The organism is Amycolatopsis speibonae (assembly GCF_042647925.1).
GTDB classification, from domain to species: domain Bacteria; phylum Actinomycetota; class Actinomycetes; order Mycobacteriales; family Pseudonocardiaceae; genus Amycolatopsis; species Amycolatopsis speibonae.
Map to the genome: position 1 here is coordinate 16,629 of NZ_JBHRWK010000034.1, position 26,075 is coordinate 42,703.

Annotated in this window: 28 protein-coding genes; 13 read left to right on the top strand and 15 right to left on the bottom strand. The window is 67.9% G+C overall.

Annotation, left to right across the window (positions count from 1 at the left end):
- Genes ACFOSH_RS22665 through ACFOSH_RS22675 form a run of 3 tightly spaced genes read right to left on the bottom strand, consistent with a single transcriptional unit; the run spans position 1 to position 2,746 of the window.
- A complete protein-coding gene (locus ACFOSH_RS22665; protein ID WP_378241035.1) occupies positions 1 to 789 on the bottom strand; it encodes an ABC transporter ATP-binding protein in 789 nt (262 codons plus the stop codon).
- Positions 786 to 1,745: an ABC transporter permease gene (locus ACFOSH_RS22670; RefSeq protein ID WP_378241036.1), complete on the bottom strand. Its 960-nt coding sequence runs from the start codon at positions 1,743 to 1,745 to the stop codon at positions 786 to 788. Before ACFOSH_RS22670 ends, ACFOSH_RS22665 begins: the two co-directional genes overlap by 4 nt.
- The gene (locus ACFOSH_RS22675) at positions 1,742 to 2,746 is read right to left on the bottom strand and encodes an ABC transporter substrate-binding protein (RefSeq protein WP_378241037.1); all 1,005 of its coding nucleotides are present in this window, start codon (positions 2,744 to 2,746) and stop codon (positions 1,742 to 1,744) included. The genes ACFOSH_RS22670 and ACFOSH_RS22675 overlap by 4 nt, the downstream gene beginning before the upstream one ends.
- Positions 2,747 to 3,136: 390 nt before the next feature.
- On the opposite strand from ACFOSH_RS22675, the gene ACFOSH_RS22680 reads away from it, so the two are divergent.
- The 5 genes from ACFOSH_RS22680 (at position 3,137) to ACFOSH_RS22700 (ending at position 8,390) form a co-directional block, all read left to right on the top strand.
- Complete coding sequence (locus ACFOSH_RS22680) at positions 3,137 to 3,508, top strand: hypothetical protein (protein ID WP_378241038.1); 372 nt, start codon at positions 3,137 to 3,139, stop codon at positions 3,506 to 3,508.
- A 594-nt stretch (positions 3,509 to 4,102) separates the two neighbouring features.
- Positions 4,103 to 4,789 (top strand): pyridoxamine 5'-phosphate oxidase, encoded by a 687-nt coding sequence (gene pdxH / locus ACFOSH_RS22685; RefSeq protein ID WP_378241039.1) that lies wholly within the window; start codon positions 4,103 to 4,105, stop codon positions 4,787 to 4,789.
- A gap of 230 nt (positions 4,790 to 5,019) precedes the next feature.
- Positions 5,020 to 6,303 (top strand): MFS transporter, encoded by a 1,284-nt coding sequence (locus tag ACFOSH_RS22690; protein WP_378241040.1) that lies wholly within the window; start codon positions 5,020 to 5,022, stop codon positions 6,301 to 6,303.
- A gap of 24 nt (positions 6,304 to 6,327) precedes the next feature.
- Complete coding sequence (locus tag ACFOSH_RS22695) at positions 6,328 to 6,909, top strand: DUF3558 domain-containing protein (RefSeq protein WP_378241041.1); 582 nt, start codon at positions 6,328 to 6,330, stop codon at positions 6,907 to 6,909.
- Between the two features lie 95 nt (positions 6,910 to 7,004).
- Positions 7,005 to 8,390, top strand: coding sequence for an APC family permease (locus ACFOSH_RS22700; RefSeq protein WP_378241042.1), 1,386 nt, complete (start codon positions 7,005 to 7,007; stop codon positions 8,388 to 8,390).
- 5 nt (positions 8,391 to 8,395) lie between these two features.
- Here ACFOSH_RS22700 and ACFOSH_RS22705 read toward each other — a convergent pair whose 3' ends face one another.
- From ACFOSH_RS22705 to ACFOSH_RS22720, 4 genes are all read right to left on the bottom strand, one after another.
- The gene (locus ACFOSH_RS22705) at positions 8,396 to 9,223 is read right to left on the bottom strand and encodes an MBL fold metallo-hydrolase (protein WP_378241043.1); all 828 of its coding nucleotides are present in this window, start codon (positions 9,221 to 9,223) and stop codon (positions 8,396 to 8,398) included.
- A complete protein-coding gene (locus tag ACFOSH_RS22710; protein ID WP_378241044.1) occupies positions 9,220 to 10,050 on the bottom strand; it encodes an MBL fold metallo-hydrolase in 831 nt (276 codons plus the stop codon). Before ACFOSH_RS22710 ends, ACFOSH_RS22705 begins: the two co-directional genes overlap by 4 nt.
- Positions 10,050 to 10,613: a TetR/AcrR family transcriptional regulator gene (locus ACFOSH_RS22715; protein ID WP_378241045.1), complete on the bottom strand. Its 564-nt coding sequence runs from the start codon at positions 10,611 to 10,613 to the stop codon at positions 10,050 to 10,052. The genes ACFOSH_RS22710 and ACFOSH_RS22715 overlap by 1 nt, the downstream gene beginning before the upstream one ends.
- A 260-nt stretch (positions 10,614 to 10,873) precedes the next feature.
- Entirely contained in the window at positions 10,874 to 12,382 is a 1,509-nt protein-coding gene (locus tag ACFOSH_RS22720) for a fatty acyl-CoA synthetase (RefSeq protein ID WP_378241087.1), read from the bottom strand.
- A gap of 73 nt (positions 12,383 to 12,455) precedes the next feature.
- Here ACFOSH_RS22720 and ACFOSH_RS22725 point away from each other — a divergent pair, with 73 nt between their 5' ends.
- The 4 genes from ACFOSH_RS22725 (at position 12,456) to ACFOSH_RS22740 (ending at position 15,790) form a co-directional block, all read left to right on the top strand.
- Positions 12,456 to 13,361, top strand: coding sequence for an aldose 1-epimerase family protein (locus ACFOSH_RS22725; protein ID WP_378241046.1), 906 nt, complete (start codon positions 12,456 to 12,458; stop codon positions 13,359 to 13,361).
- Positions 13,362 to 13,375: 14 nt separating this feature from the next.
- Positions 13,376 to 13,861: a GNAT family N-acetyltransferase gene (locus ACFOSH_RS22730; protein ID WP_378241088.1), complete on the top strand. Its 486-nt coding sequence runs from the start codon at positions 13,376 to 13,378 to the stop codon at positions 13,859 to 13,861.
- A gap of 11 nt (positions 13,862 to 13,872) precedes the next feature.
- Positions 13,873 to 15,102 carry an amidohydrolase gene (locus ACFOSH_RS22735; protein ID WP_378241047.1) on the top strand — a complete coding sequence of 410 codons (1,230 nt, stop codon included), beginning with the start codon at positions 13,873 to 13,875 and terminating at the stop codon, positions 15,100 to 15,102.
- 67 nt (positions 15,103 to 15,169) lie between these two features.
- Positions 15,170 to 15,790, top strand: a complete 621-nt coding sequence (locus tag ACFOSH_RS22740) for a hypothetical protein (RefSeq protein ID WP_378241048.1) — start codon at positions 15,170 to 15,172, stop codon at positions 15,788 to 15,790.
- A 42-nt stretch (positions 15,791 to 15,832) separates the two neighbouring features.
- Here the strand turns inward: ACFOSH_RS22740 and ACFOSH_RS22745 are convergent, their stop codons facing one another.
- Positions 15,833 to 16,450: a Uma2 family endonuclease gene (locus ACFOSH_RS22745; RefSeq protein ID WP_378241049.1), complete on the bottom strand. Its 618-nt coding sequence runs from the start codon at positions 16,448 to 16,450 to the stop codon at positions 15,833 to 15,835.
- 74 nt (positions 16,451 to 16,524) lie between these two features.
- Positions 16,525 to 17,670, bottom strand: coding sequence for an acyl-CoA dehydrogenase family protein (locus tag ACFOSH_RS22750; RefSeq protein WP_378241050.1), 1,146 nt, complete (start codon positions 17,668 to 17,670; stop codon positions 16,525 to 16,527).
- 103 nt (positions 17,671 to 17,773) lie between these two features.
- Here ACFOSH_RS22750 and ACFOSH_RS22755 point away from each other — a divergent pair, with 103 nt between their 5' ends.
- From ACFOSH_RS22755 to ACFOSH_RS22770, 4 genes are all read left to right on the top strand, one after another.
- Positions 17,774 to 18,376, top strand: coding sequence for a TetR/AcrR family transcriptional regulator (locus ACFOSH_RS22755; RefSeq protein ID WP_378241051.1), 603 nt, complete (start codon positions 17,774 to 17,776; stop codon positions 18,374 to 18,376).
- Between the two features lie 98 nt (positions 18,377 to 18,474).
- On the top strand, positions 18,475 to 19,416 hold the full coding sequence (locus ACFOSH_RS22760; RefSeq protein ID WP_378241052.1) for a carbohydrate kinase family protein: 942 nt from the start codon (positions 18,475 to 18,477) through the stop codon (positions 19,414 to 19,416).
- A 192-nt stretch (positions 19,417 to 19,608) separates the two neighbouring features.
- Positions 19,609 to 20,925, top strand: a complete 1,317-nt coding sequence (locus ACFOSH_RS22765) for a citrate synthase (protein ID WP_378241053.1) — start codon at positions 19,609 to 19,611, stop codon at positions 20,923 to 20,925.
- 114 nt (positions 20,926 to 21,039) lie between these two features.
- Complete coding sequence (locus ACFOSH_RS22770) at positions 21,040 to 22,389, top strand: cryptochrome/photolyase family protein (protein WP_378241054.1); 1,350 nt, start codon at positions 21,040 to 21,042, stop codon at positions 22,387 to 22,389.
- A 64-nt stretch (positions 22,390 to 22,453) separates the two neighbouring features.
- Here the strand turns inward: ACFOSH_RS22770 and ACFOSH_RS22775 are convergent, their stop codons facing one another.
- Genes ACFOSH_RS22775 through ACFOSH_RS22800 form a run of 6 tightly spaced genes read right to left on the bottom strand, consistent with a single transcriptional unit; the run spans position 22,454 to position 26,054 of the window.
- Positions 22,454 to 23,644 (bottom strand): ABC transporter permease, encoded by a 1,191-nt coding sequence (locus ACFOSH_RS22775; protein WP_378241055.1) that lies wholly within the window; start codon positions 23,642 to 23,644, stop codon positions 22,454 to 22,456.
- Positions 23,641 to 24,567 carry an ABC transporter ATP-binding protein gene (locus ACFOSH_RS22780; protein ID WP_378241056.1) on the bottom strand — a complete coding sequence of 309 codons (927 nt, stop codon included), beginning with the start codon at positions 24,565 to 24,567 and terminating at the stop codon, positions 23,641 to 23,643. Before ACFOSH_RS22780 ends, ACFOSH_RS22775 begins: the two co-directional genes overlap by 4 nt.
- Positions 24,564 to 24,794 (bottom strand): hypothetical protein, encoded by a 231-nt coding sequence (locus ACFOSH_RS22785; protein WP_378241057.1) that lies wholly within the window; start codon positions 24,792 to 24,794, stop codon positions 24,564 to 24,566. Before ACFOSH_RS22785 ends, ACFOSH_RS22780 begins: the two co-directional genes overlap by 4 nt.
- Positions 24,791 to 25,246 carry a hypothetical protein gene (locus tag ACFOSH_RS22790; RefSeq protein ID WP_378241058.1) on the bottom strand — a complete coding sequence of 152 codons (456 nt, stop codon included), beginning with the start codon at positions 25,244 to 25,246 and terminating at the stop codon, positions 24,791 to 24,793. The genes ACFOSH_RS22785 and ACFOSH_RS22790 overlap by 4 nt, the downstream gene beginning before the upstream one ends.
- Positions 25,243 to 25,788 (bottom strand): hypothetical protein, encoded by a 546-nt coding sequence (locus ACFOSH_RS22795; protein ID WP_378241059.1) that lies wholly within the window; start codon positions 25,786 to 25,788, stop codon positions 25,243 to 25,245. Before ACFOSH_RS22795 ends, ACFOSH_RS22790 begins: the two co-directional genes overlap by 4 nt.
- Positions 25,785 to 26,054, bottom strand: a complete 270-nt coding sequence (locus ACFOSH_RS22800; protein ID WP_378241060.1) for a helix-turn-helix transcriptional regulator — start codon at positions 26,052 to 26,054, stop codon at positions 25,785 to 25,787. Before ACFOSH_RS22800 ends, ACFOSH_RS22795 begins: the two co-directional genes overlap by 4 nt.
- Positions 26,055 to 26,075: the final 21 nt, after the last annotated feature.

The following is a 26,075-nucleotide window of genomic DNA, read 5'->3' on the forward strand; positions in this document are numbered from 1 at the left end:
TCACCTTTCTTCTCGGCTCCGCCCGAGATGTCCGCGGTGCTGTTCCCGGACGAGGTCTTCGATGGACGCGCGCAGCGCGACGAACTCCGGCGCGCGTTTGACCGCGAGCTCGCGGTCTTCGGGCAGGTCGACCACTATGTCGGCGGCCACCCGGCCCGGATCAGAGGCCAGCACCACGACGCGCCTTGCGAGGAACACGGCCTCTTCGACGTCGTGGGTCACCATCAGCACGGTGGTGCCGGTGTCGGTCCAGATCCGGCGGATCAGGACCTGCATGTCCTCTTTGGTCTGGACGTCCAGCGCGCCGAAAGGTTCGTCCAACAGCAGGACGTCGGGTTCGCCCGCCAGTGCCCGCGCGATCGCGACCCGCTGCTTCTGCCCGCCGGAAAGCTGCTTGGGCAACGACTTCCGCAGGTGGGCGAGCCCGGTCTCTTCGAGATACCAGTCGACCCGGCGCGCGCGTTCGGCCTTGTCGATGCTCAGCAGTTCGAGTCCGAACGCGACATTGCTCTCGACCGTGCGCCACGGGTACAGCGCGCCGTGCTGGAACACCAGCCCGCGATCCGGGCCGGGGCCGGTCACGGCGTCGCCGTCGAGGGTGATGAGCCCATCGGACGGTTCGGCCAGCCCGGCGATCAGCGAGAGCAGCGTCGACTTGCCGGACCCGCTCGCGCCGACCACGCAGACGAAGTCGCCGCGCGCGATGTCGAGGTCGATCCCGTCGAGTGCCCGGGTGGTCTTGCCTCGGACGGTGTAGTCCTTGGCGACGGCCTTCAGCTGGAGCGTCATGCGGCCCACTTCCCGACCCTGGCCCGCAGGAGCCGCAGCGCGATGTCGATGACCAGTCCGAGCAGGCCGATCACGATCAGCAGCGCGAAGATCCGGTCGGTCTGGGTGAACCGCTGCGCCCGCATGATCCGCAGGCCGAGCCCGGCGGTGGCGTTGATCAGTTCGGCGACCACCACGAAGTTCCACGCGGCCGCGGCGTTGACGCGGGTCGCGTCGATCATGCCGGGCAGCGCGTGCGGGACGATCACCTTGCGCAGGACCTCACCGCGCCGCGCGCCGAGCGTGTAGGACACGTCGATCAGCGAACGCGGCACCCCGCGGACGGCGTCGGCGGTCATCAGCGTGTTGAAGAAGACCGTGCCGAGGAACAGGACCGCGACCTTCGACGGTTCGCCGAGGCCGAGCCAGATCATCAGCAGCGGGATGAACGCGCTCGCCGGCAGGTAGCGCAGCATCGCGATGACCGGTTCGAACAGCGCCAGTCCCGCGTTGAACGTCCCCATCACGATGCCGAGCGGCACCGAGACGATCACCGCCAGCCCGAAGCCGAGCAGCACGCGCTGGGTGGTGGCCCAGAGGTCGCTGAACAGTTCACCGGACTCGATCATCTTCAGCAGCGCGTCGAACACCGCGACCGGCGTCGGCAGGAACGTCGGCTTGATGGTGCCCAGCGCGTTCAGCGTCACCCAGATCAGCAGCGGGATCGCGAACGAGGCCACCGCCAGCGTCCACCGCCAGCGCGCGGAGATCGGTGTCCGGAGCGAGAACAGCGGGGAGGCGTTCGGCTTGAGGCCAGCCCGGCGGGGCAGCGGCGACCAGTCCGGCCGCGCGCCGCCCCGGCGACGGTCTTCCTGCGCTTCGGCGAGCCGTTGCTCGTCGTCGAGACGCCGCGCTTCGGCCTCGTCAGCGGCGTCCGTCCGCTGAGAGGCCTGCTTCGCCGCGTCCGTGGTGCTCACTTCACCGCCTTGACGTACTGGTCGTCGAAGAGCCCGTCGAAGTTGGGACGGTTCTGGGCGAGTCCGTTGGAGATGATGAAGTCGGCGATCTTGCCCGCCTGGAAGTTCAGGTGGGCGGGGGTGACACCTGGGGTGAACGCGTCGAGGTTCTGCTGCTTGGTGAAGATCGTGGTGCCCGCGTCGTAGGTCTTGTACTCGTCGATCGTCACGGCGCCGCGTTTGGCCATGATCCGCACGGCCTCGTCCCGGTTCTGCTTGATCCAGTCGATCGTCTGGAACCAGGTGTCCACCAGCGCCTGGACCTCCTTCTTGCGCTCCTTCGACATCTGCTCGGAGACGACGAGGTGGTCGGGGATGGCGCCGGGGAACTCGGCGGACGTCCCGATCGCGCGGCTGCCGGGGCGCTGCAGCGCCGTCGTGGTGAACGGGGCGAACGCGGCGACGGCGTCGACCTGCCCGCCGACGAACGCGGCCGCGGCGGCGTCGGTCAGCAGCGGGACCAGCTGGATGTCCTTTTCGGTCAGTTTCGCTTCCTGCAGCGCCAGCAGCAGGAGGTAGTGGTCGACGGTGCCCTGCTCGACGGCGACCTTCTTGCCCTTGAGGTCGGCGATGCCGGTGATCCCCTCGCGGGCGATGATCTTGTCGTTGCCGGTCGAGTTGTCGTTGACCAGGACCACCGACAGCTTCGCGCCACCGCTGACGGAGGCGAGGGTGTCGTTGAGGGTCTGGCTGTTCGCGTCGATCGCGCCCGAAGAGAGTGCGTTGATGCTCTCGGTGTAGCTGTCGAACCACTTCAGGTCGACGGTCACGCCGTTCTTTTCGAAGAGCCCCTTCTCCTGCGCCACCGCCCACGGGAACCAGCCCGGCCAGGCGCTGTAACCGATGGTGACCTTGGTGCCGGAGGCGGCCGTGCTGTCGGAACAAGCCGAAAGGGCGGTCACGCCGGCGAGCGAAAGGGCGCACAACAACGCCGTCATGAGACGGCGGGAACGGGAAATCACAACGCACTCCTGGGGAAGGGGAGTAACTCGGGCGTGGAAAGTTCCGGTGGTTCGAGCGCAGGAGTGATCGACCGGTGTCGAACTCCCTCACGGAAGCCCGGCCGGCAATAGCGGACGGATCAGCCGCACACCCGGCCGTCCCATCCAAACCTCTGAACACACTGGATAGAGGTGATCACCCCGTTGCTCTCGGCGGCGATCCTATCGAGTGGCGCAAGGTCTACCTAGTGTGATCGTCAGCTCTTGCCTGATTTGCTGTCACATTCTGCTAAATCCAGCCGTTCGCCCCAAGGGGTGGACTCTCGCCCGGTGGGCAACCCCGGGTGGCCGGGTGTACGTCCATCGGGTGGCGGGTGAAAACGTCGCCCGTCTTCGGGGAGGGAGCAGAGGATGAAATTTCGTTCGGCCGCGTTGTGCGTCGCGGGGGCGGCGCTCGTGTCCACCTTGGCCGGAGCGGGACAGGCGAACGCGACCAGACCGTCCAGTCTGGTCTTGAGCCCGAACACCGTTGTCGCAGGTGGGACGGTCACCGCGGACATCTACTGCCTGCGCCCGTCCGGGGCGGGCGAGCTCGCGACGACCCTCGACGCGGGCGGCCTCGCCGCGCCGATTCCCTTGCGGGTGGTGGGGGACGGTGGCACCGGCGGCATCGGTGTCGCGTTGCGGGGCGACGGTCCTGTCGGGACGGTGCCGGGCCGGTACACGGCGTCGTACGACTGCTGGGGCTGGATTGTCCGCGCGGAGTTCACTGTCACGAACTGACAGCGAAACAGGAGAAGCGAAGGCCGGTTTCGGGACGAATTGCCGTCCCGGAGCCGGCCTTCTGGCACATCTTGCGGAGATGTGTCGCGGAGGTTTCCCCGTCCGGTAATTTCTGTCAAACGACAGAATTAGCCGAGGGCTGCGCCGGGCGCCGCGCTACGCCGGACGTGAATGGTGGAAAGAATTGCCGACGAGCGCGGGAATGGATGGCAAAGAAAAGGGAACGCGAAGTCCGGATCGTCGGCCGACGATTCCTTGTCGATCTGTGCCGACAGGGTCTGTCCAGGCAATTCCCGTGCCGGGCAAAGGCGAGCGGGCCCGGCATTTCGACGACGAGCGCGATTCCGCGGGCCGCCGGGACGATCCGGAACAAAGCGCCGTCCGGCGTCCGATCGCGGAGGTCCGGCCTGTATCGATCAGGGACCGGAAGGTAACCGGGAGGTAACGGCTTGCGGTCCAGCGGTTACACACAGATGATCGGGCAGGGGTGGCGGGTGTCACCGTTCAGTGGGTTTCGCCGCCGCCTTCTAGGCAATACCGTCGGCGGCAAAGCCGAAGTCACAGATGCCCCGACCGGGTACGGAGGTTTGGCGGATGATGCCGGAGATCAAGGATGGCGCTGTCGGTGGTGACGACGCCGTCGTACGCCTGCCCGGAATGCGGGTGGCCTACGAAGGGGCCGCCTTCGACGAGTCCGCGCTGGCGGAGACCTGGACCACCCAGCTACAGGACTGGCTGAACCAGGCCGTCTCCGCCGGGGTCGCCGAACCGAACGCGATGGTGCTCGCCACGGCGGACCCGGAGGGCAGGCCGTCCTCCCGGACCGTCCTGTGCAAGGGCCTCGACGAACGCGGCGTCGTGTTCTACACGAACTACACCTCGACCAAGAGCCACGACCTCACCGCGACGCGCTACGCGTCGATCACCTTCCCCTGGTACGCCCTGCAGCGTCAGGTCCACGTGCGCGGCGAGGTGGAGAAGGTCAACGTCACCGAGACCGCCGAGTACTGGGCCTCCCGGCCGCGAGGCTCGCAGCTCGGAGCCTGGGCCTCGCCGCAGTCCCGCGTCGTCGCCGGCCGCCGCGCCCTCGAGACCGCGCTTCACGGCATCGAGCGTCGCTTCGCCGACGTCGAGAACATCCCGTTCCCGCCGCACTGGGGCGGCTGGCGCATCCGGCCCGACATCGTCGAGTTCTGGCAGGGACGCGAGGACCGCATGCACGACCGGCTCCGCTACGTCCGCACCGACGACGGCTGGCAGATCGAGCGCGTAGCGCCGTAATTTTGGCCAGCGCGCTGACGAAAAGCGCGCCGAAGGGGCGCCCGGGCCGTATCCAGCTCGAGTTGGGTGCGGAGGGCGCCCCTTCATCGCGTTTTCGTGGGCCTTCGGCCCGAAAGAGGGCGCGCGGCGGTGAAGTCTCCCCGTCGCGCTGGCGCGCTCCCGGGAGACCGGCCACTGGGTGACTTAAATCGCGCGCGGGTGGTTAGTTAGCGCGGCTAAGCTGTCGGGTTGTGAGTGACGACGTGGGGGTTGAGCAGCGCAAGGGTGTCCGCAAACTGTTCGGCTCGATCGTCGTGGACACCCGGCCACTCAAGATCCCCGCGTTCCGCCGCCTCTGGCTGTCCACCGCGGTCACCGCCGTCGGCAGCCAGCTCACCGCCGTCGCGGTCCCCAAACAGGTCTTCGACCTCACCGGTTCGTCGGCGTACGTCGGCCTGACCGGCCTGGTCGCCCTGATCCCGCTGCTCGTCTTCGGCCTCTGGGGCGGCGCCATCGCGGACGCCGTCGACCGCCGCAAACTCCTGCTCGTCACCAACGTCGGCGTCACGGTCACCTCGGCGGTCCTGTGGCTCCAGGCGTTCCTGAACATCGGCTCCGTCTGGCTCGTCCTGGCCCTGCTCGCGGTCAACCAGGCGTTCTTCGCGGTCAACATGCCGACCCGCAGCGCCGTCGTCGCCCGGCTGGTGCCGGACAGCCTGATCGCGTCCGCGACCGCGCTGAGCAGCACGATGTCCACCTTCGGCGCGGTCTTCGGCCCGTTGCTCGCCGGTTCGCTGATCCCGGTCATCGGCCTTTCGACGCTCTACCTGATCGATGTCGTCGCGTTGACCTTGACCCTCATCGCCGTCTGGAAGCTGCCCCCGATCCCGCCGCTCGGCGAGATCACGCGCCGGGCCGGGATCCGCGACATCATCGACGGCTTCAAGTACCTGGCGACGCAGAAGATCCTGCTGGCGTCCTTCCTCGTCGACATCATCGCGATGGTCGCCGGCATGCCGCGCGCGTTGATCCCGGAGATGGCGGAGCGCACCTTCGGCGACCCGCCCGGCGGCGGCCCGGCACTGGGCTGGCTGTACGCCGCGCTCCCGGCGGGCGCGATGCTGATCGGCCTCTTCTCCGGCTGGCTGACCAGGATCAAAAAACAGGGCGTCGGCGTGATCGTCTCGGTCTGTGTCTGGGGCGCCGCCGTCGCCGGGTTCGGGCTCGCGAACTCGCTCTGGCTCGCCGTCTTCTTCATGGCGCTCGCCGGAGCCGCCGACATGGTCAGCGCGATCTACCGGATGTCGATCCTGCAGGTCGCCACCACCGACGAGATGCGCGGACGGCTGCAGGGCGTGTTCACCGTCGTCGTCGCGGGCGGCCCGCGGATCGCCGACCTCACCCACGGCTGGGCCGCCGCCGGTGTCGGCACGGCCGCCGCGGCCTCGGGCGGCGGGGTCCTGGTCATCGTGCTGGTCATCGGCGCGGCGCTGCTGATCCCGTCGTTCCGGCGGTACCGGGCCCCGGTCGACTGAGCCATTCGGACTATCGTCGGGTCCATGCGTATTTCACGGGCGATCATCCTGTTCGCCGCTGTCATCGCGACCCTTTCCGCCTGCTCGTCCGGGGAGAAGACGGACAACGCCGCCAAGCCGTCGAGCCAGGCGCCCGCTTCCTCCGCCGCGCCGAGTTCCTCGGCCGCTCCCACCGGTGGCGCCGGTGCGAAGGAGCCGTGCGCGCTGGTGCCCGCTGAGGCCGTCTCGAAGGCGATCAACATCCAGGGCGTGACTTCGGCGCCGGGCCCGGTCCAGGACAACGCCGCCAACGGCGGCAAGGCCAGGAGCTGCGTCTACTCCGCGAACGGCAAGGAGCTCGGCGCGCTCGCCGTGACCCGTTTCGAGGGCAACAAGATCAAGTCCGCCGAGATGATCGCGGCGCTGAAGAAGGCGAAGTCGAACGCGAAGGACGTCGCCGGGCTCGGCGAGGGCGCCATCTACTACACCGACCAGAACAAGACCGCGACGCTGGCGGCCGCCGAAGTCGTGAACAACGTCCCGACGCTGGTCAACTACACCGGGCCGATCAAGATGACGCAGGAGATGATGGTCCCGCTGGTGAAGACCGCGGTCGACGCGAACTGACCGAAATACCCAGATTCGCGTCCCGTCAACCCGTGACGAAGAACTGACCAAAACGGACTGTCGGCCACAGACGTGATGCGGCACACTCTTGCCGCATGGCGGACACGACGACAACAGAACAGACCGGTCCGGCCGGTCAGCCGAGCCTCAAACGGGTCATGGGTTCCAAGCTCCTGCTGTTCTTCGTGGTGGGGGACATCATCGGGACGGGCGTCTACGCGCTCACCGGGCAGGTGGCGGGCCGGGTGGGCGGCGCGCTGTGGCTGCCGTTCCTGATCGCGTTCGTGGTCGCGATCATGACCGCGTTCAGCTACCTGGAACTGGTCGGCAAGTACCCGCAGGCGGCGGGGGCCGCGCTGTACACGCACAAGGCGTTCAAGATCCGCTTCCTCACCTTCATGGTGGTGTTCGCGGTGATGTGCTCGGGGATCACGTCGGCCTCGTCCGCGGCGAAGGCCTTCGGGGACACCTATCTCGCCGAGTTCATCACCGCGCCGATGCCGCTGGTGGCGATCCTGTTCGTGATCGGGCTCGCGCTGATCAACTTCCGCGGGGTCTCCGAATCGGTGAAGACCAACGTGGTGCTGACCTGCATCGAGATCGGCGGCCTGCTGATCATCATCGGGGTCGGCGTGTGGGCGGTGCTCAACGGCAACGGGGACGCCTCGCGGCTGGTCGAGTTCGACACCGAGAACCAGACGATGCTGGTGGCGATCACCTCGGCGACGTCGCTGGCGTTCTTCGCGATGGTCGGCTTCGAGGACTCGGTGAACATGGCCGAGGAGTGCAAGGACCCGATCCGGATCTTCCCGAAGGCGATGCTGTGGGGCATGGTCATCGCCGCGACCATCTACATCCTGGTCTCCGTGACCTCTTCGCTGCTGGTGCCCGCCGACGACCTGGAGGCCGCCAAGAGCAGCGCGCTGCTGAAGGTCCTCGACGTCGGGGCGCCCGGATTCCCGCGCGAGGTCTTCTCCGCGATCGGTCTCTTCGCGGTCATCAACTCGGCGCTGATCAACATGCTGATGGCCAGCCGCCTGCTCTACGGTTTGGCGAACCAGCGGATCATCCCGAAGCAGCTGGGCACGGTGCACCCGTTCCGTCGCAGCCCGTGGGTGGCCATCGTGTTCACCAGTATCATCGCCATCGGCCTCGTGTCCTTTGTGGACATCAGCGTGCTCGGCGGCACGACGGCGTTGCTGCTGCTGGCGGTCTTCGCCATCGTCAACGTCGCTGTCTTGGTGCTGCGTAAGGACAAGTCGGCGCACAAGCATTTCCGCGCACCGACGATCATCCCGGTGCTGGCCGCGATCTTCTGCGTCTACCTGGTGACCCCGTTGTCCGGGCGGCCCGCCCGCGACTACAAGGTCGCCGCGGTCCTGCTCGGCGTCGGTGTCGTGCTGTGGTGTGTCAACTGGCTCGTCATGCGGGCCACGCACAGCGAGGAGGACCGGCAGCCCGTCGAACCGCCGGTCGGCTGACCTCTTCAGTCCCTCTTGAGTGCCTGGTACTCCACCGGGCTGTGGGCCGAGAACACGGTGACGTCGTCGGCGTGTTCCCGGCTCAGCTCACGCAGCCGCTCGACGTTCTCCAGTCGCGGTTTGCGCAGCGTCTGCACCATGTTCTGGAACACGGTCATCCCCGGCGGGCAGTGCGGCTTCACCGGATCCATTTGACCGTGGAAGAAGTACGCGTCGCCCGCGTGCAGCAGCCAGCCGTCGCCGGTGTCGACAGCCACCCCGGTGTGGCCCTTGGTGTGTCCCGCGAGCGGCACCAGCAGGATCTCCGGCGGCAGGCCCTTGAGTTCGCGGACGGCCTGGAAGCCGAACCATTCGTCCCCGGCCTCGTCGTACGTGCTCCACAGTGGACGGTGGGCGAACTGGTTGGCGCGGAACCGGAACTTCTCGCTCGCGTTCGAAGGTGACGTCGCCGCGTCGTGCTCGGCCGTGCGGACATGCACGACGGCGTTCGGGAAGTCCGCGAGCCCGCCCGCGTGGTCGACGTCGAGGTGCGTGCAGACGATGTGCCGCACGTCCTCCAGCTTGTGGCCGAGCGCTTCGATCTGGTGGGCCGCTGTCTCCACCTCGACCGGTTTGGCGCCGACCATGATCGTGAACGGCGTGCCGAGCCACGTGCCGGGATTCGCGACACCCTTGCGGCCGAAACCGGTGTCCACCAGCACGAGCCCGTCGCCGGTCTCGATCAGCAGGCAGTGCGCCACCAGCTCCGAGCGGCGCAGCAGACCCGGCTGGCCGTCGAGGAACTTGCCTCCCGGCGCCCGCATCGTGCCGCAGTTCAGATGGTGGACCTTCATAGCCTGCTCCTCTGGCTGAGCCGTTCGAATGCGGTGGCGTCGTGCGCGGCGAAGACCGTCACCTCGTCACCGTTGTCACTGACAAGTTCGCGCAGCCGGCGCTGGTTGTCCAGTCGTGCCGTTTTCTCCGTCTGCATGTACGACTCGAAGAAGCCGAGTGCGAAGGGGATGTGCGGCTTTCGCGCCAGCTCGCCGCCGTGGAAGACGGCGTCACCGGCGTTGAGGAGCCAGCCGTCACCCGTGTCGACAGCGATCCCGGCGTGCCCGCGGGTGTGTCCGGCGAGGGGGATGATCAGGACGTCCGGGACCCCTTCGAGCTCGCGGACGGCGTCGAAACCGAACCACGGCTCGCCGTCGGCGCGGTAGGGCTTCCAGTTCGGGCCGTGGCTGAACTGGACCTTCCGGTAGCGGCTCGCCTCCTTGCGATCGACCGGGTTTTCGAGCGCCTGGAGTTCGCGGGCGTGGACGTGGACCCGTGCCTGGGGGAAGTCGACGAGCCCGCCCGCGTGGTCGAGGTCGAGGTGGGTGAGCACGATGTCGCGCACGTCGGCGGGATCGAGGCCGAGCTTGCGGATCTGCGTGGTGGCGCTGAGGTCGTCGTCGCTGTCGGGGTGGACCAGCCGGACGAAACCGGCGCCGAGCCATTCCGTCGGCCGGGTGACGGTCGGCGTGCCGACGCCGGTCTCGATGAGCACGAGCCCGGTGTCGGTCTCCAGGAGAAGGCAGTGGCAGATCAGTTCGGCGCGGCGGAACAAGCCGGGCTTGCCGTCGATGAGTTTGCCGCCGAGCGGCCGCATGGTTCCGCAGTTGAGATGGTGGACGCGCATCAGGACAGCTCCCGTTCGAGTGTGGTGCGAAGGTGAGGGGCGATCGCGCGCAGCGGCGCGGTGTCGTGCAACGTCTTGGCCAGCAGCAAGCCACCCTCGACGGCGGCGAGGACGACTGTCGCCAGCTGGCCGGCTTTCTCGGTGTTCAGTGCTTCGGAGATGAGGGTGTGCCAGGAGGTGTAGCCGTCGGCGCAGGCCTGGCGGATCACCTCGCTGTCACCCGAGGCGTCGAGCGCGACCGTCGCGAGTGGACAGCCGCGCTGGAACTCCGACTCCTCCAGTGAGGTCGCCAGCGCGTCGACGACGTTCTCGATACCGGTGATGACGTCGGGCGAGTTCGCGACGATCGCGCGCAACTGGTCGCAGAGCCGATCGGCGGACTGGCGGATGGCCTCGGCGGCCAGCTGCTCCTTGCCGCCGGGGAAGTGGAAGTAGAGCGACCCCTTGGGCGCGCCGACGGCGGCGACGAGCTGGTTGAGCCCGGTGGCGTGGTAACCCTGCTGGTGGAAGAGCTCGGCGGCGGAGTCGAGCATGCGCTGCCGGGTGTCGGTGCGGCGGACCATGCGGCCGACTGTAGCCCAAACTATGACGACCGGTCTAGTAAGTGTCGCGTCGCGACACCGTACTCACGTGATCAGACATGCATCTCGCGTGATTGGAGACGCATCTCGCGTGATCAGGGGCCGAACACCGAGTGCGCCGTCCAATCACGTGAGTTCGCCGTCCAATCACGCGAGTTCCGTTCCTGATCACGCGAATCGCGCCTTGGCGCCGTCCGCACCGTGACACGCCCTACGCGGAACTCGACGAAGTCCTCGCCGCGCTAGACGCCGATCGCCGACGCGGACCCGCCGAACCGGTGCCGCAGCTCGCGTTTGAGCAGCTTCCCGGACGCGTTCTTCGGCAGTTCGCCGACGAAATGCACCGACTTCGGCACCTTGTGCGCCGCCAGCGCCTTCTTGGCGAACGCGATCAGCTCCGCTTCCTCGACGGACTCCTTCACCACGACCACCGCGGCGATCGCTTCGATCCAGCGGTCGTGCGGCAGGCCGACGACGGCGACCTCGGCGACGGCGGGATGCGCGTAGAGCGCGTCTTCCACCTCGCGCGACGCGACGAGCACGCCGCCGGTGTTGACGACGTCCTTGATCCGGTCGACGACGAACAGGTAGCCCTCCTCGTCCTGCCGCACCAGATCGCCGGAGTGGAACCAGCCGCCCGCGAACGCCTCCACCGATTCCTCGGGCTTGCCCCAGTAACCGGTGCACAGCTGAGGAGAGCGGTACACGACTTCGCCGAGTTCGCCCGGCGGGAGGTCGTTCATCTCGGCGTCCACCACGCGCGTCTCGACGAAAAGGACCGGGCGGCCGACGGAATCCGGCCGTGCGTCGTGCTCTTCGGGACGCAGCACTGTCGCGAGTGGACCGATCTCCGACTGTCCGAAGCAGTTGTAGAAACCGACTCCCGGCAGCTGCCCGCGAAGCTTGTTCAACACCGGCACCGGCATGATCGACGCGCCGTAGTAGGCCTTGGTGAGGCCGCTCAGATCCGCGTCCGCGAGGCCGGGGTGGTTCGCGAGTCCCACCCAGACGGTCGGCGGGAAGAACAGGGAAGTGACGCCCTGGCGCGGGATCCGCGTGAGGATGTCGCCGGGATCGGGTGTCTCGACGAGGTGGTTGGTCGCCCCGACGGCCAGCCCTGGCATGAGGAACACGTGCATCTGCGCCGAGTGGTACAGCGGCAGCGCGTGCAGCGGCACGTCGCGGTCGCTCAGGTCGAGCGCGGCGATGCAGGACGAGTATTCGTGCACCAGCGCGCGGTGGGTGAGCATCGCGCCCTTCGGCCGGGAAGTCGTCCCGGACGTGTAGAGCAGCTGGACGAGATCGTCGTCGGCGACCCCGGATTCCTCGTGTGGGAAGACGGTTTCGTCGAGTGCCCAGCCGAGGATGTCCGAAGTGGACGCGTGATCGGACGTCACGTGCTCGGCCAACGCGGGGTCGACGAACGCGACCGCGGGTTCGGACTGTGTGAGCAGGTACTCGAGCTCTTCGCCGCGAGCGTTGAAGTTCACCGGCACGTGCACCAGCCCGGCCCGCGCGCAACCGAGGTACAGCAACAGGTACGCGTCGGAGTTCTTGCCGAACGCCGCGACGCGGTCGCCGTGGACGAGCCCGCTGTCGAGCAGCTTCGCCGCGACCCGGCCCGCCGCGCTGTCGAGCTCCGCGTACGTCCACACGCGATCGGCGAAGGTGAGCGCGACCCTGCCCGGGACGCGCCGCGCGCTCCGCTCCAGGACGCGGCCGACGGTGCTGGGGTAACCGGGAACGGTCATCGCGGCGGTCTCCTTCGTCCGGGCGTGGCCTTCCCAGCCTACGTTCTCGAAGGCCGCCGGTAACCTCGTCGGCATGGCCAATCCCACCGGAGAGCAGTTCGAGATCACCCGCGGCAACGCGCGCGCCGTCATCACCGAGATCGGTGCGGGGTTACGCGCGTTCGAGGTCGGCGGAGTGCCCTACGTCGAGGCGTTCGCCGAAGACGAGAAGCCGCCGAAGGGCGCCGGGCAGGTACTGCTGCCCTGGCCGAACCGCACCAAGGGCGGCCAGTGGGTCCACCAGGGTGAGAAGCAGCAGCTCCCGATCACCGAGGAGGCGCGCGGCAACGCGATCCACGGCCTGACCAGGCACGAGGAGTGGGAGCTGCTGGAGCACGCGGAGTCGTCGATCACCCTGGCCGTCGACGTCCCGGCGCAGGACGGCTGGCCGGTGCCGCTGCGCGCGACGATCACCTACGAGATCTCGCCGCGCGAGCTGGTCGTGACGCACGAGATCCGCAACGAGGGCGAGAGCCCGATCGGCGTCGGGCTCGGCACGCACCCCTACTTCCGCATCGGTGACGTGCCCACCGACGAGCTGACCCTGACGCTGCCCGCGAGCCGGGTCCGGCCGTACCTCGGCGACGAGCAGATGCCCTACGCCGAGGAACAGGACGTCGAGGGGACCGAGTACGACTTCAGGCCCGGCAAGCTGCTCGAAGGCGTCGACCTCGACACGGCGTTCGGCGGGCTGAGCGTCGCCGAGGACGGCAACCACCACCACGTCCTCTCCAACGGGGAGCAGGAACTGGTGGTCTGGACCGGGCCGGACTTCCACTGGGCGCAGGTGTTCACACCGGACGACCTGGTCGGCCGCGGCCGGGCGGTGGCGATCGAGCCGATGACCTGCCCCGCCGACGCGCTCAACACCGGAACCGATCTGATCGACCTGGAGCCCGCCTCCTCGTGGACCGGGAGCTGGGGAATCCGGGTGCGCTGATGGCATCGCCGTCGATGTCGCCGCCGCTCCGACTGGGGCCTGTGGACGCTGGCGAAGTGCTCACGCTGCAGCGCGCGGCGTACGTCCCGGAGGCGAGGGCGCACGAGAGCCTCGACCTCCCGCCGCTGCTGGAGACCTTCGAACAGACCAAGGAGGCCCTGGGCGATCCCGCGTGTTTCGCCTGGGGCGTCAGGGAGTCCGGACGGCTGGTGGCGGGCGTCCGGATCGTCGTGGACGGCGATGCCGGTCTCGTCGGCAGGCTCATCGTGGCCCCGGACAGGCAGGGCCACGGGCTCGGCAGCTCACTGTTGCTCGCCGCCGAAGCGGCCATGCCGTCCTCGGTGACCGTGTTCAGGCTCTTCACCGGGGAGCGGAGCGTCGGCCCGCTGCGGATGTACCGGAAACTCGGCTACGTCGAGACGCACCGCACGCCCGAGGAGCACTACGAACTGGTCCACTTCGAAAAGCCCCGGGTGCGGACGGACGGCATAGTTCGTTAGCGTGTCAAAGTATGTCTGACAAAGCACAGGTCAAGGCCATCGTCGGTGGTTACGTCGTCCCGGTCGACGGCGAACCGATCGACGGCGGCACGGTCCTCATCGAGAACGGAAAGATCGTCGCGGTCGGCACGGCCGCCGACGTCGACGTCCCCGACGACGCGGAACTGATCGACGCCGCGGGCAGCTGGGTGCTGCCCGGCTTCATCGACGTCCACGCCCACCTCGGCGTCCACGAGGACGGCGAAGGCTGGTCGGGCAACGACACCAACGAGATGACCGACCCCAACGGCGCGCGGTTCCGGGCGATCGACGGGATCGACCCGTACGAGTCCGGCTTCGACGACGCGCTCGCGGGCGGCGTCACCAGCGTCGTCATCAAGCCCGGCTCGGGGAACCCCATCGGCGGGCAGACGATCGGCGTCAAGACCTGGGGCCGGACCGTGCTCGACATGGTCTTCGCCGAGGGCGTCAGTGTGAAGAGCGCGCTCGGCGAGAACCCGAAGCGGGTTTACGGCGACAAGAAGCAGACGCCGTCGACCAGGCTCGGTGTCGCGTCGACCATCCGCGACGCGTTCACCGCCGCGCGCAACTACGCCGCCCAGCGCGACCACGCCGCCGCCGAGGGCAAGCCGTTCGACGTCGACCTGACCAAGGAGACCCTGGCCAAGGTCCTCGACGGCGAGCTGTACTGGGACCAGCACGTCCACCGCGCCGACGACATGGTCACCGCGATCCGGCTGGCGGACGAGTTCGGCTACAAGCTGGTGATCAACCACGGCACCGAAGGGCACCTGATCGCGGACCTGCTCGCCGAGCGGGACGTGCCGGTGATCCTCGGCCCGCTGTTCACCACCAAGTCCAAAGTGGAGCTGCGCAACCGCACCCTGCGCGCGCCCGGCATCCTCGCCAGGGCGGGCGTGCGGATCGCGATCACCACGGATCACCCGGTCGTGCCCATCAACTTCCTGGTGTACCAGGCCGCGCTGTCGGTCAAGGACGGCCTCGACCCGGAGACCGCGCTGAAGGCCCTGACCGTCAACCCGGCCGCGATGCTGGACCTCGACGACCAGGTCGGTTCGCTGAAGCCGGGGCTCGACGCCGACGTCGTCCTCTGGTCGGGCGACCCGCTGGACGTGATGAACCGCGCGATGCGGGTGTTCGTGCGCGGGCGTGAGGTCTACCGCTTCGACGAGGAGGCAGGGGTGGGCGTCACAGAGGAGCGGCGATACCGCGAAGGCTGACTTCGCTCTTGCCACGACGAGTGACCCTGTGCTCTCATGTGTTACACATGGGGAGGGTGTGTAACACATGAAGCGCTGGGTCTTCGTCCTGGTCGTCGGTATCGGGTTCTTGGTCGTCACGTTGCTGTTCTCGCGCGAGGATCCGAATCTCATCAAATGCGGCGGCAAGATCATGTCCCCCGGGGACATCTGCGAGACCACGAAGAACGGTCGCAGTACCGGTGAGGACACGTATGCCGAGATGAAGGCGGCTGCCGAATCCCGGGCCGAGACGTTCCGCAAGCACGGGCTCTGGATGGCCGGGGTCGGGGTCGTGCTGACCGGCGTGGGCGCGACGATGCTGATTCGCGGGAAGCGACGCAAGGCGCATGCCGCCGCCGCGGCTCAGCCGGGCTTTCCGCAACAGCAGCAAGGATTCCAGCAGCCGTACGCCGGCCAGTTCCCGCCGCAGCCCCATCCGCAACACACTCAGCCGCCGCAGCCCTATCCGCAACACACTCAGCCGCAGCAGCCTCAGGCACTACAGCCTCAGGTGCAGCAGCTTCAGCCACAAAATGCTCAGCCGCAACAGGCTCAGTGGCAGCCTGGGCCGCCGCCGCAGCAGTCCCATCCGCAGCAGCAGGCTGGCTGGCCGCAGCAACCGCCGCCGGGCGGTCCGCCGCAGCAATTCGGTCCGCGAGGGTACTAAAGCCTCGTGAGTGGTAAAGACGGTTCTAACCGTCCTTGCCACTCACGAGACCAGTAGGCCGAGGTCCAGTTTCACCGGGAACGGCTCGGTGACTTGGAAGACTTCGGTCGCGGCGGGCGCGTCCTGATATCCCAGCTCGCCCGCCTGGTGGCAGGCGATCAGCGAGACCGGCTCGCTGAGGTCGACGATCCAGTAGTGCGGAATCCCCGCGTCGGCGTACTCGCCGTGTTTGGTCACGTAGTCGGTGCGTTTCGAGCCCGGCGACACGATTTCCACCACGACGACCAAGTCGTCCGCGTGGTACATCGAGTCCTCTTCGTCGATCCGTTCGCCCGCTTCGCGGAGGGCGATGATCAGATCCGGGCGCCTCGCGAAACCCGGCTCGCCCGGCGGAACCAGGCCGAGGTCGACGTCGATGTCCTGGACGAACTCGAGGTGATCGGGCAGCTGCGATTCCAGTTGCCTGGCCAAGGCGTACAGCGCCTTGTTGTGTCTCCTCTTGGGGCTCGGCGACATGACAAGGCGGCCTTCCACGAGCTCGGTGAATCCGGAATCGGGCTCACCGAGCGCCGCGTACTCCGCGACCGACAGCAGGTGATCCGGGATGGCCCACCCTGGTTCACCGTGCGACCCCGTCATGGAATAGGGAAGGGCTGTCACAGCGTCTCCTCACGTCTCCCACCAGTGTCTCACGGCAATTGAGTGACCACAGGTGATCGTATCAGCGCGGAGAGTCAGGCTTTCCGGAGTTCCCGTGCGATCACCATGCGCTGGATCTGGTTCGTGCCCTCGAAGATCTGCGGCACCTTCGCCTCCCGCATGTACCGCTCCACCGGGAAGTCCTTGGTGTACCCGGCGCCGCCGAGGACCTGCACCGCGTCGGTGGTCACCTTCATCGCGCCGTCGGTCGCGACGAGCTTCGCGATCGACGCCTGCCGCTGGAACGGCAGTCCGCGGTCACGGCGGCGGGCGGCGTCGAGGTACATCGCGCGCGACGTCTCGACGGTGGCGGCCATGTCGGCCAGCAGGAACTCCAGGCCCTGGAACTCGATGATCGGCCGCCCGAACTGCGTGCGGCCCTTCGCGTATTCGAGGGCCTCGTCCAGCGCGGCCTGCGCGAGGCCGACGGCGCACGCGGCGATGCCCAGCCGCCCGGAGCTGAGCGACGACAGCGCGATCTTCAGTCCCTGGCCCTCTTCGCCGATTCGCCGGTCGGCGTCGACGGCGGCGTCCTCGAACATCAGCTGCGCGGTGGTCGACCCGGTGAGCCCCATTTTCCGCTCGGGCGGCGCGGCCGAGAGGCCCGGCGTCGCCGCGTCGACGAGCAGGCAGCTGATGCCCTGACCGCCGTCGTCGCTGGTGCGGACCATGGTCGTGTAGAAGTCCGCCTCACCCGCGTGGGTGATCCATGCCTTCGTACCGTTCACGACGTACTGGTCGCCGTCGAGCCGCGCGCGGGTCGAGAGGGCCGCCGCGTCGGAGCCGGCGTGGGTCTCCGAGAGCGCGTACGCGCCCAGCAGATCGCCTTCCAGCATCGCGGGCAGCCAGCGGTCGCGCTGCTCGTCGGTACCGCTGTGTGCCAGCGCGAAGCAGGACATCGTGTGCACGGAGAGCCCGACGCCGACCGACATCCACGCGGCCGCGATCTCTTCGAGGACCTGCAGGTAGACCTCGTACGACAGGTCGCCGCCGCCCCACCGCTCCGCGTACGGCAGCCCGAGCAGCCCGGCCTGCCCGAGCAGGCGGAACTGCTCACGCGGGAAGTGCGCGGTCTCTTCGTACTTGCTCGCGATCGGAGCGAGTTCCTCGCGCGCGATCTCCTTGGCCAGATCGATCAGATCCTGGGCCTCGGTGCTGGGCAGCAGACGCTCCGCCGGCATGGCTCCTCCGAGCTGAACTGTACTAAAAACAGTACTGTGGGCTGATTCAGCGTACAGTAGATGGCGCTGAGGGGACACCGTCCAGGTAAGGGATAGTGATCCGATGACCGAGAGCAGGACCCCGCGCCGTCAGCCCACCGCGCGTCAGCGAGCACTGCTCTCGGAACTCGAAGCGCTCTTCCTCGCCGAGGGGTTCTCGCAGTTCACACTGGACGATCTGGCCGCCAGGCTCCACTGCTCGAAGTCGACGCTCTACGCGCTCGCCCCCAGTAAGGAGCAGCTCGCGGTCAAGGTCGTCGCCCACTTCTTCAAAGGTGCCGCCGAGCTCCTGGAGGAGCGGATCGACGGGATCGACGACGCCCGCAAGATCCTCGGGGAGTACCTCGCCGGGATCTCCGAGTACCTGAACCGCGCCTCGGCCGCTTTCATGACCGACATCGCCGAATTCGCGCCGGCGCGCGACGCGTATCAGCTCAACAGCCGCGCCGCGGCCCAGCGGATCCGGTCGTTCATCGACCGCGGCGTCACCGACGGTGTTTTCCGTGAGGTGCACGCGCGGCTGATCGCGGAAATGGCGGGGCTGATCATCGAGGGAATCCAGACCGGTGTGGTCGGTCAGCGCGCCGGGGTGACCGACGCCGAAGCGTTCACCGCTTTGTCCGAGCTTTTGCAGAGTGGAATCGCGACGCGTCAGCGTCCCCTCTGAGGGTGGTGGCGGGGGCATGGATGGAGGGATCGCGACAAAAAATGTCCTGAACTGACAATCATGGTGGTTTCGCCGCCCTCTCGGCTAGCATCGCGCCCGTGATCGTGGTGGGTGGAGAGGCGCTGGTCGACCTCGTTCCTGGTGAACCGTTGGATTCCACTGTGGACGGTGGGTTGCGCGCGCTGCTGCCCCGGATGGGTGGTGGTCCCTACAACGTCGCGCTCGCCGCCGGTCGGCTCGGCGTCCCGACGGGCTTCCTCTCGCGCGTCTCGAACGACCGCTTCGGGGTCGCGCTGGTGGACCGGCTGCACGCCTCCGGTGTCGACACCGCCTTGCTGCAGCGGGGAAACGAGCCGACGACGCTCGCCGTGGTCGCGCTCGACGAAAAGGGTTCCGCGCGGTACACCTTCTACACCGAGGGCACCGCGGACAGGCTCGTCGGCGACCCCGGCCCGCTGCCGGAAGATGTGACGGCGCTCTCGCTCGGCACCCTCGGCATGGTCCTGGAGCCGGGCGCGAGCACGTACGAAACCGTGTTGCGCCGCGAATCCGCCCGCGGGGTGCTGACCGTCCTCGACCCGAACATCCGCGCGGCGCTGATCACCGATCCGGCGGCGTACCGGGCGCGCTTCGAGTCCTGGCTGCCGCACGTCCGCCTGCTCAAGATCTCCGACGACGACACGGAATGGCTCACCGAAGGCGCCGATCCGGTCGACGCCGCAAAGGTCTGGACCTCTCGCGGAGTGGATGCCGTCGTGCTCACCCGCGGCGCGCAGGGGTTGTCCGTCATCACACGGGCGGGGGAAATCGCGCAGGTCCCGTCACGCCGAGTCGCCGTCGTCGACACGATCGGCGCCGGTGACACCGTGCAAGGTGCCCTGCTGGCGTGGCTGTACTCGAACGAGGTACGCGACGTGTCCACTCTCGACGCCGACGGCTGGCGGACGGCGCTCGAATTCGCGGCGAAAGCGGCGTCGATCACGGTCTCACGGAGTGGGGCGGAACCGCCGACGGCGGGCGATATGGCTTCCGCCGTGTGAACCTGGTCCCAAAGGGGCTGTTGTGAGCAACTCACCCGCTGCGCGTTGACCCCATTCTCGACTAGCGTGGAGGGGAATTCATACCCCAGCGGGGCGGTGTGCAGCGAGGCCGTGGGTCACGCGCGTGAAAGAGGGCGTACCTGTGGGACCTACAGGCGCCGCCGGCCCGTGCTGAACGTGAGAGGGACTTACATGTCCGACGCGACGACGGCTGCGGGGCAGTCCGGCGAAACCGCGACGCTGCGCCTGCCCAATGGCGAGCACGAGTTCAAGGTGATCCACCCGGTCGAGGGTGCGCCTGGGATCGAGCTGGGGAAGCTGCTGGCGACGACCGGGTACATCACCCACGACCCGGGGTTCGTGAACACCGGTGCCGCGTCGTCGGCCATCACCTACATCGACGGTGACGCCGGCATCCTGCGCTACCGCGGGTACCCGATCGAGCAGTTGGCCGGGAAGTCGACCTTCATCGAGGTCTCGTACCTGCTGATCTACGGCGAGCTGCCCACCCAGGCGCAGCTGTCGGAGTTCACCGAGAAGATCCAGCGCCACACCCTGCTGCACGAAGACCTCAAGGCCTTCTTCAGCGGCTTCCCGCGCGACGCGCACCCGATGCCGGTGCTCTCCAGCGCGGTATCGGCCCTGTCGACCTTCTACCAGGACTCGCTCAACCCGTTCGACGAACCGAACGTGGAGCTGTCCACCATCCGCCTGCTGGCCAAGGTCCCGACCCTGGCCGCGTACGCGTACAAGAAGTCCGTCGGCCAGCCGCTGCTGTACCCGGACAACTCGCTCGGCCTGGTCGAGAACTTCCTGCGGATGACCTTCGGCTTCCCGGCCGAGCCCTACGAGGTCGACCCGGACGTCGCCAAGGCGCTCGACCTGCTGTTCATCCTGCACGCCGACCACGAGCAGAACTGCTCGACCTCGACCGTGCGCCTCGTCGGCTCCTCCGAGGCGAACCTGTTCGCCTCGATCTCGGCCGGCATCAACGCCCTGTTCGGCCCGCTGCACGGTGGCGCCAACAGTGCGGTCCTGGACATGCTCGAGGGCATCCAGGCCGAGGGCGGCGACGTCGCGAACTTCGTCCAGCGCGTGAAGAACAAGGAAAAGGGTGTCCGCCTGATGGGCTTCGGGCACCGGGTCTACAAGAACTACGACCCGCGCGCGAAGATCATCAAGAACACCGCGGACGAGATCCTCTCCAAGCTCAAGGGCGGCGACCAGCTGCTCGACATCGCGAAGAAGCTGGAAGAGACCGCGCTCTCGGACGACTACTTCATCGAGCGGAAGCTGTACCCGAACGTCGACTTCTACACCGGCCTGATCTACCGGGCGCTCGGCTTCCCGACGAAGTACTTCACCGTGCTGTTCGCGCTGGGCCGCCTGCCGGGCTGGATCGCGCACTGGCGCGAGATGATCCAGGACCCGGCCACCAAGATCGGCCGCCCGCGGCAGATCTACACCGGCTCCGCCGAGCGGGACTACACGCCGATCTCGGAGCGCTGACCCCGCCTCTCGCAAGCGCTATGAAAGGTCCTTTCCTTGCAAATTTTGCAAGGAAAGGACCTTTCATAGCATCCGGGACTGCGCACCCCGGCGGCACGGCTTAGGGTTCCCGGGGTGACCAAAGAAGCCCCTGTAGTGCTGTGGTTCCGCCGCGACCTTCGCCTAGGCGACCACGCCGCCCTGCTGGAAGCCTCGAAGCACAGCAAGCACGTCCTCGCGCTCTACGTCCTCGACGACGCGCTCCTCAAACCCTCCGGCGCCCCGCGCGTCGCGTTCCTGCACGGCTGCCTGAAGGCGCTGGACGAGCAGCTCGGCGGACGGCTGATGCTCGTCAAGGGCGACCCCGTCAAGGAGGTCGTCAAGGCCGCGCGCGAGATCGGCGCCGCGGCCGTGCACGTCAGCTCCGACACCGGCCCGTACGGTCGCCGCCGCGACGACGAGGTCAAGAAGGCGTTGGCGGAGCACGACATCGCCTGGGCCGAGACGGGGTCCTCGTACGCGATCACCCCCGGCCGGGTCACGAAGCCGGACGGCGACCCCTATCGCGTGTTCACCCCGTTCTACCGTGCGTGGGTGCGCCACGGCTGGCCGCGCCCCGCGGACACCGGAGAGTCCATAGTGGACTGGGTGGAGCCGCCGCGGTCGGTCAAGCTCCCGAAATCCCCTTCGCTCAAAGGCATGGAGCTGCCGGATCCCGGTGAGAAGGCGGCGCTGGACCGTTGGCACGAATTCCTGGACGACGGCCTTTCGACCTACGACGAGGATCGCGACCGCCCGGATCGTCCCGGTACGACAAGGCTTTCGCCGTATCTGCGCTGGGGTTGCGTCCACCCGCGCACGCTGCTGGCCGACCTGGCAGGGAACGAGGGATCCGGCGCGAAGTCGCTGCGCGGCGAGTTCGCCTGGCGCGAGTTCCACGCCGACGTCCTGTGGCACCGCCCCGAAACCGCGCGCAAGAACTACGATTCCCGTTTCGACGCCATGGAACACGAGAGTGACGACGAGGCTTTCAAGCGCTGGTGCGAGGGGCGCACCGGGTTCCCGATCGTCGACGCCGGGATGCGGCAGCTGCTCGCCGAGGGCTGGATGCACAACCGCGTCCGGATGATCGTGGCGAGTTTCCTGGTCAAGGACCTGCACCTGCCGTGGTGGCTGGGCGCCCGGTACTTCATGCGGCACCTGGTCGACGGCGATCTCGCGTCGAACCAGCTGAACTGGCAGTGGGTCGCGGGCAGCGGCACCGACGCCGCGCCGTACTTCCGGATCTTCAACCCGACCACCCAGGGGGAGAAGTTCGACCCGTCCGGCGAGTACGTCCGCCGCTACGTCCCCGAACTCCGCTCCGTGCAAGGGAAAGCCGCGCACAAACCGCAGGGGGTCAAGGACTACCCGGCGCCCATGGTCGATCACGCCCACGAACGCCAGGTAGCCCTGGAACGCTACGGCGCCATCAAAGGCACCTGATCGCGCGTGAAGGCCCCCTTCCCACGGCTCAGCCGAGGGAAGGGGGCCTTCACGCGCAAAGCGATCAGCCCTTGAAGGCCTCGGACAGCTTGATCCGGCTGCCGACCCGCAGCACGCTGTTCTGGTAGATCCGCGCGCCCAGCCAAGTGAACAGGGCGATGGCGCCGACGGTCAGGCCCAGCGAAAGCGCGATTTCCCACACCTCCACGGTCCCGGCCGCGATCCGCGCGGGCATCAGCACCGGGGAAAGCAACGGTACCAGCGAAAGGATCTTCGTTCCCGTGCCCTCGGGTGCCTGCGTCAGCAGGTTGAACCCGACGACGAAGCCGAGGATCAGCACGATGTTGACCGGGCCGATCACCGACTGGGTGTCCTCCTGCCGGGAGACCAGCGAGCCCATGGCGCCGTAGACGGTGGCGTACAACAGGAATCCGAGCAGGTACCAGACCACGCCCCACAACAGCGCGCCCGTCGCGACCCCTGACAGGGTCAGCACGTTGGTCGCCGAAGCGACGGCGAATCCGGCGCCGCCGATGATCACCAGCTGGGTCAGCCCGACCAGGCCGAGCCCGATCACCTTGCCCAGCAACAGATGCCACGGCCGGACCGTGGACAGCAGGATCTCGACGACCCGGCTGGACTTCTCCTCGACCACGCCCTGCGCGACCAGCGTCCCGTAGGTCACGATGCTCATGTACAGCAGCACCGCCACGATCAGCCCGATCACCATCCGCTGGGATTTCGCCGGATCCGGCGGTTTGATCGAGTCGACCTCGACCTGGGTCTGCCCGACCGTCCGCATCACCTCTTCCGGGGACTTCTGGAACTCGGAAAGGATGCCGTTCAACACTTCCTGCTGGGAAACGCCGTTCAGCAGGGAGCGCAGCTTGGTGTCCAATTCGGACTTGACGAGCACCTTCAGCTCGGTGGCGTTGCCGGAAAGCAGCGCGTCGAGGTCGCCGTTCTCGACTTCCGCCCGGCCTTGTGCCGGGTCGGCGACGGTGACGGTCTCGATCTTCTCGCCGATCGCCTCGCCCGCCTTCTGGAGCTGTTGCGCGATCCCGGCGGTCTGCCCGGTGAGCCCGATCTTGCTCTTGTCCTCGTTGCTGATCAGCGTCGACTGCAGCAGGACGTAACCCATCAGGATGACCAGCAGCGCGGCGGTGCCGATCACGAAGGACCGGGTGCGCAGCCGGGTGTTCAGCTCGCGTTTGGCGATGAGCCAGACGGCGCGCCACGAAGAAACGGTGTTCATGCGGAAACTCCCTGTGCCGCGGGCTTCTCGGCGACGGCGTCGCGGAACAGCTCGGTCAGCGAACGCCTGCGTTTGGTGAATTCGGTGACCGGGCCGGTGGCCAGGGCCGCGGCGAGCACGGCCTGGTCGTCGGCTCCCGGCTCGAGTTCGAGGATCGTCGTCGGGCCGTTCTGTTCGACCGACCGGACGCCGGGAACGGCCGAGGCCCAGCCGGGCGTGGCGCCGGGCGCGGTGACGACGAGGCCGTTGCCCGCGCCGGCGGTCAGCTCACCGACGGCGCCGGAGGCGACCATCCGTCCACTTCGGATGATGCCGACCCGGTCGCACAGCCGCTCGACCAGATCCAGCTGGTGACTGGAGAACACCACCGGCACCCCGGTCGCGGCCTTCTCGCGCAGCACGCCGCTCATCACGTCCACGGCCAGCGGGTCGAGGCCGGAGAACGGCTCGTCCAGCACCAGCACCCGCGGATCGTGCACGAGCGCGGCCGCGAGCTGCACGCGCTGCTGGTTGCCGAGGCTCAGCTTCTGCACCTCGTCCTTGCGGCGTTCGGTCAGCCCGAGGCGCGCGATCCAGTTCTCGGCGCTGCGGTGGGCGTCGTTGGCCGACATCCCGTGCAGTTCGGCGAGGTAGACCAGCTGCTCCAGTACCTTCATCTTCGGGTACAGTCCGCGTTCCTCCGGCATGTACCCGATATGCGTGCGGGTCTCGTGGGTGATCGGCGCGCCGCCGAGCCGCACCTGGCCGGAGTCGGCCGCGAGCACCCCGAGCACGATCCGCATCGTGGTGGTCTTGCCCGCGCCGTTGCTGCCGACGAACCCGAACAGCTCACCGGGCTGGACCTCGAAGCTCACCTCGTCCAACGCGGCCTTCGCGCCGTACTTCTTGGAGATCCGGTCGATCTCCAGCTTCCCCTCGATCATTTCCTCTTCCCCTCTTCCAGATACCGCACGAGCGCCGTGATCCCCCGATGGACGCCGGAAAACGTGCGGTTGTGCTGGACCAGTCCGTCCAGCTTGACGTTGCTCACCACCGAAGTGGCCCGGTAGACCAGGACGGCTCTGGCCGCGCCGGCGAGCACCCCTCCCGCCACCAAGACGACGGCGATCACCCCGATCGAAACCCTGTGGCGCTTCTTTTCCCTGGTCATCCAGGAATCCCCTCGTCGAAATCCTCCGGGTCGTCGTCCGGCAGCTTCCAGGCGAGCCAAAGCGCCGGCAGCGACGTCCCGAGGACGAACAACGCCGCTGTCATCGAAGAAAGCAGGGAACCGGGTTCCGGTTGCCCGGCCGCGTAGAGCCCGTATGCGAGATCCACCAGCATCAACACGCAGATACCTTGGAACGCCGCGTAGTGCGCGCGGTTGCGTAGCAGCATTTCACGCTCGTCGAGGTCCTTCGCCGCGGAGGCGGGTCTGCCGACTGCGCGGCGCAACACAGCCGCCGCGCCGACACACAGGCACAGCCCCGGGATCAGCAGGCCGACGGCGAACCACAACGTCGGCTCGCGCAGCAGCGCGGCTCCGGCGATGACCACGGAATGGCCGATCACCGCGGCGACGGCGAGCCGCCGCCGGTCCGAGCGGGTCCTGACGACTGTCATGCCGGGACCTCCTCGTCGAAGTCTTCGGGATCGTCGTCCGGCAGCGACCAGCCGAGGATGACACCGGACAGCGTGGTGCCGGTGACCAGCAGGGCGCAGCCCATCATCGCGCCCCGCGCGCCGCCGTCCTCGGTGCCGGAGACGAGCAGGCCGTAGAACACCGCGACCAGCATCAGCGCGACCAGTACCTGATAGCTGATGAACGTGGCGCGATGCCGCCATTCCCGCTCGCGTTCGTCGAGCCGGATGGAGAACCCGTTGCTCATCTTGCCGGTCAGGATCCGCAGCAGGTAGTGCGCGCCGCCCGCGACGATGCTGCCGCCGAACCAGAGCACGAAGAAGGCCACCGCGGGCCCCGCGTGGAAGAAGGCGGCGCCGGTGATCAGGACCAGGTCGCCCGCCACCACGAACACGCTCAACGTCCGCCGCCGTTTCCTCGTCCGCCAGGACGGAAGCCGAAGGGCGCGTTTGCGTTCCAGCTCCTCCCAGCGCTCCTGCTGGCGTTCCCAGTACGTCGCGAGACGGCCTCGCTCTTCGCTCATGTTCCCCCCTCCCGGTAGACCTGAGTGGACAGTGGCGTGAACGGTTCGCGGCTGAACACGGCCTCGACCGGGAGGTCGAACACCGTGCAGATGCGAAACGCCAGGTCGAGGCTCGGGTAGTGGTCGCCTCGTTCGAGCGCGCCGATGGTCTGCGGGTTGACCTCGACCGCCGTCGCGAGGGCGGCCCTGCTCAGTCCGCGCTCCGCCCGGAGCACCGGAAGCCGGTTGTAGATCGGCAGCTCTTTGCCGCGTCTGACCGGGCTCATGGAACATACTGTTGCAAAAAC